General features: G+C 63.8%; 9 protein-coding genes. 4 read left to right on the forward strand and 5 right to left on the reverse strand.

Annotation, left to right across the window (positions count from 1 at the left end):
• Positions 1-194: 194 nt before the first annotated feature.
• Positions 195-986 carry a CPBP family intramembrane glutamic endopeptidase gene (locus AC1RL5_RS28265; RefSeq protein ID WP_093406274.1) on the reverse strand — a complete coding sequence of 264 codons (792 nt, stop codon included), beginning with the start codon at positions 984-986 and terminating at the stop codon, positions 195-197.
• A 176-nt stretch (positions 987-1,162) separates the two neighbouring features.
• On the reverse strand, positions 1,163-3,904 hold the full coding sequence (gene acnA / locus AC1RL5_RS28270) for an aconitate hydratase AcnA (protein WP_011060249.1): 2,742 nt from the start codon (positions 3,902-3,904) through the stop codon (positions 1,163-1,165).
• A gap of 208 nt (positions 3,905-4,112) precedes the next feature.
• Here acnA and rlmM point away from each other — a divergent pair, with 208 nt between their 5' ends.
• Both rlmM and tusA read left to right on the forward strand, forming a co-directional pair.
• Entirely contained in the window at positions 4,113-5,186 is a 1,074-nt protein-coding gene (gene rlmM / locus AC1RL5_RS28275; protein WP_015634804.1) for a 23S rRNA (cytidine(2498)-2'-O)-methyltransferase RlmM, read from the forward strand.
• Positions 5,187-5,376: 190 nt separating this feature from the next.
• Entirely contained in the window at positions 5,377-5,628 is a 252-nt protein-coding gene (gene tusA / locus AC1RL5_RS28280; protein ID WP_011060251.1) for a sulfurtransferase TusA, read from the forward strand.
• Here the strand turns inward: tusA and AC1RL5_RS28285 are convergent.
• Positions 5,625-7,034 (reverse strand): MATE family efflux transporter, encoded by a 1,410-nt coding sequence (locus AC1RL5_RS28285; RefSeq protein ID WP_019093726.1) that lies wholly within the window; start codon positions 7,032-7,034, stop codon positions 5,625-5,627. The two genes, tusA and AC1RL5_RS28285, sit on opposite strands and share 4 nt — an antisense overlap.
• Positions 7,035-7,224: 190 nt before the next feature.
• Between AC1RL5_RS28285 and pdxB the strand changes: the two genes are divergently transcribed.
• Positions 7,225-8,367, forward strand: a complete 1,143-nt coding sequence (gene pdxB / locus AC1RL5_RS28290; RefSeq protein WP_072444155.1) for a 4-phosphoerythronate dehydrogenase PdxB — start codon at positions 7,225-7,227, stop codon at positions 8,365-8,367.
• Positions 8,368-8,424: 57 nt separating this feature from the next.
• Here the strand turns inward: pdxB and AC1RL5_RS28295 are convergent, their stop codons facing one another.
• A complete protein-coding gene (locus AC1RL5_RS28295) occupies positions 8,425-8,604 on the reverse strand; it encodes a PA1571 family protein (protein ID WP_011060254.1) in 180 nt (59 codons plus the stop codon).
• A gap of 259 nt (positions 8,605-8,863) precedes the next feature.
• Between AC1RL5_RS28295 and AC1RL5_RS28300 the strand changes: the two genes are divergently transcribed.
• Entirely contained in the window at positions 8,864-10,627 is a 1,764-nt protein-coding gene (locus AC1RL5_RS28300) for an ABC transporter transmembrane domain-containing protein (RefSeq protein WP_176876761.1), read from the forward strand.
• A gap of 196 nt (positions 10,628-10,823) precedes the next feature.
• On the opposite strand, the gene AC1RL5_RS28305 is transcribed toward AC1RL5_RS28300, so the two are convergent.
• Entirely contained in the window at positions 10,824-12,752 is a 1,929-nt protein-coding gene (locus AC1RL5_RS28305; protein ID WP_011060256.1) for a transglycosylase SLT domain-containing protein, read from the reverse strand.
• Positions 12,753-12,810: the final 58 nt, after the last annotated feature.

The raw sequence follows: 12,810 nt of genomic DNA on the forward strand, positions 1-12,810 counted from the left end.
GATAGGTTGTCGGCCGCTTCAACCGATTATTGAAATTATTTTTCAATAATCGGCTCTGGGTCTCATTGGCAGAATGTGTCGCTTGCAAAAAGCGCCGACAGGTTTCAGCCGGCGTTGGCGAGGGGCTAATCATTGACGTTCTTCCTTGGCAGTCAATAGTCCTGAAGTACTGGTTTGGTAAAACAGCTGGCGGGTTATCCGGCCAGCATCGGGTAGGTGAAGAGGCCGAAATGCAACAGGTTGAGACCGAAGTGAGTGGCTATCGCCGCCCCCAGGCCGCCAAAACGATAGGCCAGACCGTAGCCGACGCCGGCGATGCCTGCCAGTAGGGTCCATTGCCACCCCGCGCCCAGGTGCACCAGGCCGAACAGCAGCGCCGCGCACAACAGGGCCAGGTTCTCGCCGTAGGGCAGGGCCTTGAAGCGCCGGCTCAGGCCGCCCTGGATATAGCCGCGGAACAGCGCCTCTTCCACCAGGGTCACCAGCAGCAGGTTGTTCAGTACCCAGAGCCAGGCCTGCTCCGGCCATTTCGGCGCCCAATTGATCATGCCCAGCAGCAGTGCGCCGCCCAGTGCGGCTACCGCACACAGAGTCAGGGCCACGGCGGTGGCATACAGCGACAGGCGCAATGAGCGCCGCCCGACTATCCACGGGCATACCAGCAGCAGCCAGAAGCCGATCAGCGGCTTGTCCTGATTCAGGTACAGGGAGAAGGGCACGGCATCGTCGGTGAAGCGTTGCGGGTCGATGGCCCGGCCATTGTAGAACCCGGGCAGCCAGTGCATGGCCAGGGCCAGGGCGAGCACCACGAACAGGCCGTGGCCCAGGTACTGGCCGACGCGGCTGCGTTGCTGGCGCACGGCAAAGCCGGCAGCCAACAGCAGCAAGATCGACAGGGCGGCCAGCAGGCCTAGTTGCCCGTAGGTCAGGGCCAGTGCGTAGCCAATGGAAAGAAGTGCCAGGTACATCCATGGCAGAGCGGTCATGGGGAATCCTTGTTGCGTAAGAATGGGTATTGCAGAGACGTAGTACTGCGCCGGATCTGTAGTCGCCATTGCGACCGGTGAGTCAGATTTGGCGGGCGCGCAGTATAACCACCTCGTCCTGGTACGGCAGCCCAATGCAAAACACCGCCCGAAGGCGGTGTTTTTTTCAGGCAGCGTCAGGAGGCAATCAGTTGCCGCAGAACGTAGTGCAGGATCCCGCCGGACTTGAAGTATTCCACTTCATTCAAGGTATCGATGCGGCACAGCACCTCGATCTTCTCCTGGCTGCCATCCTCACGGGTGATCACCAGGGTCAGGTTCATCCGCGGCGTCAGTTCCGTACCGCTGAGGCCGAGAATGTCCAGGGTTTCCTTGCCGGTCAGCTTCAGGCTCTTGCGGTTCTGGTCCAGCTTGAACTGCAAGGGCAGGACGCCCATGCCCACCAGGTTGGAGCGGTGGATACGTTCGAAGCTTTCGGCGATCACTGCCTTGACTCCCAGCAGGTTGGTGCCTTTGGCCGCCCAGTCGCGGCTCGAACCGGTGCCGTATTCCTGGCCGGCGATCACCACCAGCGGCGTGCCGTCGGCCTGGTAGCGCATGGCTGCGTCATAGATCGCCAACTTCTCGCCGGTGGGAATGTACAAGGTGTTGCCACCTTCCTCGCCGCCGAGCATTTCGTTGCGAATGCGGATGTTGGCGAAGGTACCGCGCATCATCACTTCGTGGTTGCCGCGCCGTGAGCCGTAGGAGTTGAAGTCCCTCGGTTCCACGCCCTTGTCCCGCAGGTAGCGGCCAGCCGGGCTGTCGGCCTTGATGTTGCCGGCCGGGGAGATGTGGTCGGTGGTCACCGAGTCCCCCAGCAGGGCCAGTACCCGGGCGCCGCTGACATCGGTGATCTGCGGCAGCGGGCCGGCGATGTCATCGAAGAACGGCGGGTGCTGGATATAGGTGGAGTCGTCCTGCCACACATAGGTGGCGGCCTGCGGCACTTCGATGGCTTGCCACTGTGCATCCCCGGCGAACACTTCGGCGTACTCCTTGTGGAACATCCGAGTGTTGACCTGGGCCACGGCGTCGGCGATCTCCTTGCTGCTGGGCCAGATGTCCCGCAGGTACACCGGCTGGCCGTCCTTGCCCTGGCCCAGAGGCTCGCTGCTGATGTCGATGCGCACCGTGCCCGCCAGGGCATAGGCCACGACCAGGGGGGGCGAGGCCAGCCAGTTGGTTTTCACCAGTGGATGCACCCGGCCCTCGAAGTTGCGGTTGCCCGACAGCACCGAGGCCACGCTGAGGTCGGCCTGCTGGATGGCTTTCTCGATCGGCTCCTGCAGCGGGCCGGAGTTGCCGATGCAGGTGGTGCAGCCGTATCCCACCAGATCGAAGCCCAGTTGGTCCAGGTAGGGCGTCAGGCCGGCAGCCTTGTAGTAGTCGGTCACCACCTTGGAACCTGGGGCCAGCGAGCTCTTGACCCAGGGTTTGCGTTGCAGGCCTTTTTCCACGGCCTTCTTCGCCACCAGGCCGGCGGCCATCATGACGCTGGGGTTGGAGGTGTTGGTGCAGGAGGTGATGGCCGCGATCACCACGGCACCGTTTTTCAGGCGATAGGTCTGGCCGTCGTACTGGTAGTCGGCTTCGCCCACCAGGTCCGCGTTGCCCACCGCCACACCACCGCCACCTTCGCTTTCCAGGCGGCCTTCTTCCTTGCTGGTGGGTTTGAACTGCAGGTCGAGGAAGTCAGTGAAAGCCTGGGCAACGTTGGGCAGTGCAACCCGGTCCTGCGGCCGTTTGGGGCCAGCGAGGCTGGCCTCCACGGTGCCCATGTCCAGCGCCAGGCTGTCGGTGAATACCGGCTCCTTGCCCGGCAGGCGCCACAGGCCCTGGGCCTTGCTGTAGGCCTCCACCAGTTTCACCAACTCGTCGGGGCGCCCGGACAGGCGCAGGTAGTCCAGGGTGATGTCATCCACCGGGAAGAAGCCGCAGGTGGCGCCGTATTCCGGTGCCATGTTGGCGATGGTGGCACGGTCCGCCAGGGGCAGGTCGGCCAGACCGTCACCGTAGAACTCGACGAATTTGCCGACCACACCTTTCTTGCGCAGCATCTGGGTCACCGTCAGCACCAGGTCGGTGGCGGTGATGCCTTCCTTGAGCTTGCCGGTGAGCTTGAAGCCGATGACTTCGGGAATCAGCATCGACACCGGCTGGCCGAGCATCGCCGCCTCGGCTTCGATCCCGCCCACGCCCCAGCCCAGTACGCCAAGGCCATTGATCATGGTGGTGTGGGAGTCGGTGCCCACCAGGGTATCGGGGAAGGCGTAGGTGCGGCCGTCCTCGTCCTTGGTCCAGACCGTGCGCCCCAGGTATTCCAGGTTGACCTGGTGGCAGATGCCGGTGCCCGGCGGTACCACGCTGAAGTTGTCGAAGGCGCTCTGGCCCCAGCGCAGGAAGGCATAGCGCTCGCCGTTGCGTTGCATCTCGATATCGACGTTCTGCTCGAAGGCGCTGCTGCTGGCGAATTTGTCCACCATCACCGAGTGGTCGATCACCAGGTCCACCGGTGACAGCGGGTTGATCCGCTGCGGATCGCCACCGGCCTTGGCCATGGCGGCGCGCATCGCGGCCAGGTCGACCACCGCCGGCACCCCGGTGAAGTCCTGCATCAGCACCCGTGCGGGGCGGTACTGGATCTCGCGGTCGGAGCGGCGCTCCTTGAGCCAGGCCGCGATGGCCTTGAGGTCGGCGCCGGTGACGGTCTTGTCGTCTTCCCAGCGCAACAGGTTTTCCAGCAGGACTTTCAGCGACATGGGCAGGGTGTCGATATCACCCAGGCTCCTGGCGGCGTCCGGCAGGCTGAAATAGTGATAAGTCTTGTCGTCGACTTTTAGGGTCTTAAGGGTTTTCAGGCTATCGAGGGATGGCATTGAATGACTCCTTGTGGCCCGCACGGCTACGGGCCTGTGATACGGACAGAGAGTTAACCTAGCTCTGTTTGGGGCTTATAGCTAATCACTGGACTGCTGGGCTCAGTCCAAGGTTCCGAACTCGGTTATCATGCGCCGGTTTTCGTGACAGGCTTTGCTACAGGGCAGGTTTGCGCATCGATTCATCGCCATTTGCCCAGGAGATTCAATGAACACCCTGTTTATCCATTGCCGGCCCGGCTTCGAGGGCGAAGTCTGCTCCGAGATCGCCGACCACGCGGCCCGGCTGAATGTCGCCGGTTATGCCAAGGCCAAGCCCAGCACCGCCTGCGCCGAGTTCATCTGCACCGAGGACGACGGGGCCCAGCGTCTGATGCAGGGCCTGCGCTTCCCGGAGCTGATCTTTCCCCGGCAGTGGGCCCGGGGCGGCTTCATCGACCTGCCGGAAACCGACCGCATCAGCGTGATCCTTGCCTACCTGGCCAACTTCCCGCAGTGCGGCAGTCTGTGGCTGGAAGTGGTGGACACCAACGATGGCAAGGAGCTGTCCAACTTCTGCAAGAAGTTCGAAGCACCCCTGCGCAAGGCCCTGACCGCGGCCGGCAAGCTGGTGGACGACGCGACCAAACCGCGCTTGTTGCTGACCTTCAAGAGCGGTCGGGAAGTCTTTGTCGGCCTGGCTGATGCCGGCAACTCGGCCATGTGGCCCATGGGCATTCCACGGCTGAAATTCCCCCGGGAAGCGCCGAGCCGCTCGACCCTGAAGCTGGAAGAGGCCTGGCACCATTTCATTCCTCGGGACCAGTGGGACGAGCGTCTGCATGGCGACATGACCGGCGTCGACCTGGGGGCTGCCCCGGGCGGCTGGACCTGGCAACTGGTCAACCGCGGCATGCTGGTGACCGCCGTGGACAACGGCCCCATGGCTGAAAGCCTGATGGACACTGGCCTGGTGCAGCACCTGATGGCGGACGGCTTTACCTACAAGCCCAGGCAGCCGGTGGACTGGATGGTCTGCGACATCGTCGAGAAACCGGCGCGCAACGCCGCGCTGCTGGAGACCTGGATCGGCGAGGGGCACTGCCGCGAGGCGGTGGTCAACCTCAAGCTGCCGATGAAGCAGCGCTATGCCGAAGTGAAGCGCTTGCTGGAGCGCATCGAAGAAGGCTTCAAGGCCCGGGGCATTCGCGTGGCCATTGGCTGCAAGCAGCTGTACCACGACCGCGAGGAAGTCACCTGCCACCTGCGGCGCCTGGATCTGAAAAAGCCCAAATCGGCGTAGTAGGCGAAATACCGCCGCTTCCTGGTAGGAGCCGGCTTGCCGGCGAAAAAGGCCCCGCACTGGTGCAAGGCGTGAGGATGCCTTCGCTGGCAGCCAGCTCCTACGGCAGGACCGGGGCCGTGGAATAACGGCAACAGATGAACCGATGGCGGTATTGCGCGACAATGCCGGCCAGTTTCAGGAGTGATTCATGAGTCAGATTATCGATACGCCGGTTGACGGCACCCTCGACGCCACCGGCCTCAACTGCCCGGAGCCGGTGATGATGCTGCACCAGCACATCCGCGACCTGCCGCCGGGCGGGCTGTTGAAGGTGATTGCCACCGACCCCTCCACCCGCCGCGACATTCCCAAGTTCTGCGTGTTTCTCGACCATGAACTGGTAGCGCAGCAGGAAGAGGCAGGTACCTACCTCTACTGGATCCGCAAGAAGCTCGATTAACCCGCCGAGCGGCTGATGCGGATCTGCTTGCGCGCGCTGCGGGTCAGGCGGATCGACAGCATCAGCGCCGCGCAGCTCAAGCCCACGATCAGGCCCTCCCACAGGCCGCTCGGGCCCCGCGCCGGGCCGAACCAGTCGGTCAGGCCCAGGGCGTAGCCCACCGGCAAGCCAATCCCCCAGTAGGCGAACAGGGTCAGGATCATGGTCACCCGAGTGTCCTGGTAGCCGCGCAATGCGCCGGCCGCCGTGACCTGGATGCCATCGGAAAACTGGAACAGCGCCGCATACACAATCAGCATCGAAGCGACCTGAATCACCATCGGGTCGGTGGTGTAGATGGTGGCGATGGGCTCACGCAGGAAGAACATCAGGCTCGCCGAAAGGCAGGCGTAGGCCAGTGACGTGGCCATGCCGACGCCGGCGCTGAAGCGCGCATTGCGGGGTTGCTGGCGGCCCAGGGCCTGGCCGACCCGCACGGTCACCGCCATGGCCAGGGAGTAGGGAATCATGAACATCAGGGCGCTGACGTTGAGGGCGATCTGGTGCCCGGCCACCACCGTGGCCCCCAGGCTGCCGATCAGCAGGGCGATCACCGCGAAAATGCTCGATTCGGCGAACACTGCAATGCCGATGGGCAGGCCGATGCTCAGCAAGCGCCCGATCATCGCCCCTTGCGGCCAGTCGAAGCGGCTGAACAACTGGATCTTGCGGTAGGCCGGTGCCCAGAAAATCCAGCCGGCCATGCCCAGCATCATGGCCCACATCACGATGGCCGTGGCCCAGCCGCAACCGACGCCGCCCATGGCCGGTACACCGAAATGGCCATAGATGAAGATGTAGTTGATGGGGATGTTCAGGGCCAGGCCTCCCAGGCCGATGACCATGCTCGGCACCGTGCGGCCCAGGCCATCGCTGAGGCAGCGCAGCACGTAGTACAGCGCTACCGCCGGCAAGCCACTGGCGATGCCGTGCAGGTAGCCCATGCAGGGCTTGATCAGTTCCGGATCGACATTCATCAGGTGCAGCACCGGCTCGGCACTGATCAGTATCAGCAGGGCCGAGATCCCGGCCACCACGGCGAGCCACAGTGCCTGGCGCACCAGCGGGCCGATCTCGTGCAGGTTGCCGGCGCCGAAGCGCTGCGCCACCTTGGGCGTGGTGGCCAGCAGGGTGCCGGTCATCAGCAGGAACACCGGAATCCAGATCGAGTTGCCCAGGGCGACGGCTGCCAGATCCCGCGGGCCGACCCGGCCGGCCATCACGGCATCGACAAAGCCCATGGCGGTGGTGGCCACCTGGGCAATCATGATGGGCAGGGCCAGTACCAGCAGGTCATGCAGTTCACGGCCGACCCGGGCAGGGCGGCTGGTGGCGGTGGCGGCAGGGGAGTCAGTCACGGAATTCACGGGGCGTAGCGTCCATAGGTGGTGTTGCGCAGGACGCGACAGTCTACGCGTTGACATCTCAGTCAGGAAAACATCCCGTGTTGTGGATTTGTAAGCGCCGGGGGGGGTGAAAATGCCGGTTCGCGCGCATGCCGCGCTAGCCCGGCCTGGCATCTGCGCCTACACTGCGGCTCCGCCAGAGGAGCCTGCCATGTTGATTGTTGCCGACGAAAATATCCCCCTGATCGAAGAGTTCTTTGCCGGTTTCGGCGAGATCCGGCGTTTCCCCGGGCGCGCCATCGACCGGGCGACCGTGGAGCAGGCAGATGTGTTGCTGGTGCGCTCGGTGACCCAGGTCGACCGCCAGTTGCTGGAAGGCAGCCCGGTGCGGTTTGTCGGCACCTGCACCATCGGCACCGATCACCTGGACCTGGAATATTTCCAGCAGGCCGGGATCACCTGGTCCAGCGCCCCGGGCTGCAACGCCCGGGGCGTGGTGGACTATGTGTTGGGCAGCCTGCTGACCCTGGCCGAGATCGAAGGCGTGGACCTGGCGCAGCGTTGCTATGGCGTGGTCGGTGCCGGTGAAGTGGGCGGGCGCCTGATCCAGGTGCTGCGCGGCCTGGGCTGGAATGTGCTGGTCTGCGATCCGCAGCGGCAGGCGGCGGAAGGCGGTGACTATGTCAGCCTGGAGCAGTTGCTCGAGCGCTGCGATGTCATCAGCCTGCACACACCCCTGACCAAGAGCGGGCAAGACTCCACCTGGCACCTGCTGGATCGCCAGCGGCTGAACCGGCTCAGGCACGGCACCTGGCTGATCAACGCGGCCCGTGGCCCGGTGGTGGATAACCGGGCCCTGGCTGAGGTCCTGCGCCAGCGCGAGGACTTGCAGGCGGTGCTGGATGTCTGGGAAGAGGAGCCGACGGTGGATGCTTCCCTGGCGGACCTCTGCGTGCTGGCGACGCCGCATATCGCCGGTTACAGCCTGGACGGCAAGCAACGGGGCACGGCGCAGATCTATCAGGCCTACTGCCGTTTCCTCGGGCAGGCCGAGCAGGTCAGCCTGTCGGCCTTGCTGCCGGCGCCCTGGGTGCCTCAGGTCAGCCTGAATGCCAATGCGGACCCGGCCTGGGCCCTGGCGATGATCTGCCGTGCCGTGTATGACCCGCGTCGTGACGATGCGGATTTTCGCCGTAGCCTGTCGGATGATGTAGCTCAGCAGCGCAGCGCCTTCGATGGTCTGCGCAAGCATTATCCGGAGCGCCGCGAGATCGACGGCCTGGAAGTGCGCATCCAGGGCGAGTCCGCGGCCTTGAGCCGGATCGTCCGTGCCTTGGGTGCCAGGGAAGCCTGAAACCGCGCATAAAAAACCCGGCCGCAAGGCCGGGTCAAGAGGACGTGAGGCTGTGTGTCAATCTTGCCGAGCAGGCTTGACCAGTCGCTTTTCCAGTTCGCGGCAGGCGTTCTGGATCATGTCTTCAGTAATAGGTACTTCGCGACCCTGGGCGTCGATGATGGCACACCCCAGAGACTGGTTCGGCTGGGTACGGATCACTTGAATCTTGTCATTGCTGCTGTGTTGCAAGGACATGGCCTGTCTCCTCATCAGGTTGTGTGCTTACTCTAGAATGGCCGGGTGACCAAGCTGTTACAGACCGCCGCGAGGGCTGGCCCGGCGACTTCACTCCAACAGAAATGCCCGGGGAGTGCCAGCCACGGATTAGACCGATAATCTCTAGGCTCTAGTGTCAGCGGTCATAATCAACCTGACTCATTGTGATTTACCAAAGTTCCTGCGAATTCATCTCGTTGCCGTTGCTGCAACGAACGGCTCGCCGGTGCGTCAATGGATGAACAGCATGCTTTCTTCTCGTCACCGCCGGGCGCTGCATCTGGCCAGCCGCTTTGTCGCTCCCTACCGTTGGCAGGCGCTGGGCGCCTTGCTGGCACTGATAGTTACCGCCGGCATTACCCTGTCCATGGGGCAGGGCATTCGCCTGTTGGTGGACCAGGGCTTCATGACTCAATCGCCCCATCTGTTGAACCAGTCCATCGGCCTGTTCCTGCTGCTGGTGCTGGCGCTGGCGGTGGGCACCTTCGTGCGCTTTTACCTGGTGTCGTGGATTGGCGAGCGTTGCGTGGCGGATATCCGGCGCCAGGTGTTCAATCACCTGATCTACCTGCATCCCGGGTTTTACGAAAACAACCGCAGCTCGGAAATTCAGTCGCGCTTGACCGCGGATACCACCTTGCTGCAATCGGTGATCGGGTCTTCGCTGTCGCTGTTTTTGCGCAATGCGCTGATGGTGCTGGGGGGGATCGTGCTGCTGTTTGTCACCAACCCCAAGCTCACCAGCATTGTGGTCATCGCCTTGCCGCTGGTGCTGGCGCCAATCCTGATCTTCGGTCGGCGGGTGCGCAGCCTGTCGCGCCTGAGCCAGGACCGGATTGCCGATGTCGGCAGCTATGTCTCGGAAACCCTCGGCCAGATCAAGACGGTCCAGGCCTACAACCACCAACCCCAGGATGAACGGCGGTTTGCCGTGACCGTGGAGCAGGCGTTCGACACGGCGCGCAAGCGGATTGTCCAGCGTGCCTGGCTGATCACCCTGGTGATCGTCCTGGTGCTGGGGGCGGTGGGGGTGATGCTCTGGGTCGGTGGCATGGACGTGATTGCCGGGCGCATCTCCGGCGGCGAGCTGGCGGCATTCGTCTTCTACAGCCTGATTGTCGGCAGTGCCTTCGGCACCCTGAGCGAAGTGATCGGCGAGTTGCAGCGCGCGGCCGGCGCGGCGGAGCGGATTGCCGAATTGTTGCGGGCGGACAATATCATCCAGCCGCCCGCCGACGGGCTGGTAAGCCTGCCGGCGCGGGTGCGGGGTGATCTGGAGTTGGACGGTCTGCGGTTTTCCTATCCGTCGCGGCCCGACCGCTTCGCGATCGATGGTTTGAGCCTGAGCATCCGGGCCGGAGAGACTCTGGCGTTGGTGGGGCCTTCCGGGGCTGGTAAATCCACCCTTTATGATCTGTTGCTGCGCTTCTACGACCCGCAGCAGGGAAGGATCCTGCTGGATGGCGTGGCCCTGACCCAGCTCGACCCGCTGGACTTGCGCCGCTGCTTCGCCCTGGTTTCGCAAAGCCCGGCGCTGTTCTACGGCAGCATCGAGGAGAACATTCGCTACGGCAATCCCGAGGCGACCCTGGCCCAGGTCCAGGAAGCGGCGAAGATCGCCTATGCCCATGAGTTCATCGAACAGATGCCCGAGCGCTACCAGACCCACCTGGGGGATGCCGGGCTTGGCCTTTCGGGCGGCCAGCGCCAGCGCCTGGCGATAGCTCGGGCCTTGCTGGTGGACGCGCCGATCCTGCTACTGGACGAAGCCACCAGCGCCCTCGACGCGCAAAGCGAGCATCTGATCCAGCAGGCCTTGCCCAGCCTGATGAAGAACCGCACCACCCTGGTGATCGCCCATCGCCTGGCCACGGTGAAGAATGCCGACCGGATCGCGGTCATGGACCAGGGCAGGCTGGTCGCGGTGGGTACCCACCAGCAACTGATTGCCAGCAACCCCTTGTATGCGCGCCTGGCGGCCCTGCAATTCAGCGATGGCTGAGCCCACGCCCCCCTGATCCCTGTAGTCGCTGCTGAGCCGGCGAGGCTGCGCACGAGCACGTAGTCCTCGCCAACGTAGCGAGCGCTTTACGGCCACTTCGCGCCCGGTCGCAGGCTCGGCAGCGGCTATAGGTATTGGGGGGGGAGATACAAAAATGCCCGCATTGCTGCGGGCATTTTTTGTTGTGGGTCGGTGCTTACTGATCGTCGAAGTAGCGTTCGTGCCAGTCGACCAGGGGCTGCGGCGAATTGAGCTTCTGGCCGTAGATCACCGAGTAGGACAGTACGTTCTGCACGTACTGGCGGGTTTCGTCGAAAGGAATGCTTTCCACCCAGACATCGAAACTCAGGTGGTCGGCCCCCTTGAGCCACTGGCGCACCCGCCCGGGGCCGGCGTTGTAGGCGGCGGAAGCCAGTACCCGGTTGCCGTTGAACTGGCTGTGGACCTGGCTCAGGTAGGCGGCGCCCAACTGGATGTTCTTGTCCGGGTCCAGCACTTGCTGGGGCGAGGCCAGGGGAATGCTGAACTTGCGCGCGGTTTCCTTGGCGGTGCCGGGCATCAGTTGCATCAGGCCGCTGGCGCCGACGCCGGAACGGGCGTCGTCCATGAAGGCGCTTTCCTGGCGGGTAATGGCGAACACCCAGCTGGAATGCAGGCCGCGAACCTTGGCTTCGCGCACCAGGGTGTCGCGGTGGGCCATGGGGAAGCGGATGTCCAGGTCATCCCAGTACTGGGCCTGGCTGATGGTGCGAATGGCCGGGAAGTACCATTTCAGGTCGTAGGCCAGCTTGGCCTGGGCAACCATTTCGTCGCGGTTGAAATGCCGGCTGACGTGGTACCACTCGCGGCGGCCGTCGACGATCTGCCCGCGGGCATGCAGCTCCAGGGCGCGGCGTACACCCGGGGTGTTGCGTACCTTGTTGATCACGGCCTGGCTGAGCATCAGCGGCTGGTTGTTGAGCTGGTAGGGCGCCTTGGCGTGATCGGCGGCAAGGAAGCCGTAGAAATCCCGCTCCCGGGCCAGGCCCTTGAACAATACCTGGGCCTGAGGGTTCTTCGGTTCGGCCAGTTCCAGGCTACGGGCCTGCCAGTAGCGCCAGCGGTTGGTGGTGGCCAGGTCCTGGGGCAGCTTGCGGGTCAGCTGGTAGGCGTCTTCCCAGCGCGCCAGGCGCAGCAGCAGGCGCAGGCGCCATTCGGAGACGGTGTTGTCCCGCAGCTCGGGATCGTACTTGGTCATCACGTCCAGGGCGCGGCTGTCGAAGCGCCGTGCCAGGGTCAGGCCGATCTCGCGGGCGATGGCCACTTTTTCGTCACGGGAAAAGTGCATGCTGCTGGCATAGCCATCCAGCAGGGCCATGGCCTTGTCCGGATCCTGGCGCGCCAGGCGGCGCAGGCCGAGGCCAACCACGTCGGACATGGCTTCATCGGCAGGCTGGAAGCGCGAGGGCTGGCTCAGCAGTTCGGGTTTTTGCGCCACGTCCACCAGCAGGCGGCCCTGGGGCGCCAGGGTGGTCATGCTCTTTACCAGGCTGTTGGCCAGGGGATAGTTGCGGGCCTCGGCAGCCAGTTTGGCTCGCTGCCAGCGCTTCTGTTCGGTCAACTGGCCTTCGGCGGCCCACTGGGCGAACAACGCGTCGCAGGCAGCAGGTTGGGATTTGCCGGTCAGCCAGAGCTTCTCGGTGGCGGCGTAGCCTTCGGCCTTGAGGTTGTGCCCCAGCTGGTACTGGCCATTGAGGCAGTCCAGTTCGGTGAAGTTGAGTTTCGGATCGTAGTACTTGGTGAAGGTCGCCCAGTCGCCGCGTTCGGCCAGCCAGCGCAACCAGCGCAGTTTCATCCAGTTGGCCTGGGGCAGGTCGCCATGTTCGGCGAGGAACTTCTCGATCTCGGGGTTGCTGGCGGATTTCAGCCGGGCTGTGAGCTCGTCGTAGGCCAGGTAGGGCTCCAGCGGATAGTCGCGCAGCGCATCGGCATAACGGAAATAAGGGCCGGAATCGCCTTTGGCCAGGGCGCGCTTGGCTTCATCGTAATACTGGCGCTGTAGAGTCAGGTCTGCCGCCTGGGCGCAGTGGACGGCTGTGGTGGAAAGAAGCAGGCAAGATAAAACACTGAAAAGGCGACTGCGCATGAGACATCCGGGCAGAGAAATCATGACAAGTGCCGACAGGGCCAACACTGATTGCTCA

This window comes from Pseudomonas sp. GW822-FHT06D10, from assembly GCF_058799535.1.

Excerpts from the sequence above, each read along its gene's own strand:
- AC1RL5_RS28265 (WP_093406274.1), bottom strand. The coding sequence starts at position 986 with ATGACCGCTCTGCCATGGATGTACCTGGCACTTCTTTCCATTGGCTAC.
- acnA (WP_011060249.1), bottom strand. The coding sequence starts at position 3,904 with ATGCCATCCCTCGATAGCCTGAAAACCCTTAAGACCCTAAAAGTCGAC.
- rlmM (WP_015634804.1), top strand. The coding sequence starts at position 4,113 with ATGAACACCCTGTTTATCCATTGCCGGCCCGGCTTCGAGGGCGAAGTC.
- tusA (WP_011060251.1), top strand. The coding sequence starts at position 5,377 with ATGAGTCAGATTATCGATACGCCGGTTGACGGCACCCTCGACGCCACC.
- pdxB (WP_072444155.1), top strand. The coding sequence starts at position 7,225 with ATGTTGATTGTTGCCGACGAAAATATCCCCCTGATCGAAGAGTTCTTT.
- AC1RL5_RS28295 (WP_011060254.1), bottom strand. The coding sequence starts at position 8,604 with ATGTCCTTGCAACACAGCAGCAATGACAAGATTCAAGTGATCCGTACC.
- AC1RL5_RS28300 (WP_176876761.1), top strand. The coding sequence starts at position 8,864 with ATGAACAGCATGCTTTCTTCTCGTCACCGCCGGGCGCTGCATCTGGCC.
- AC1RL5_RS28305 (WP_011060256.1), bottom strand. The coding sequence starts at position 12,752 with ATGCGCAGTCGCCTTTTCAGTGTTTTATCTTGCCTGCTTCTTTCCACC.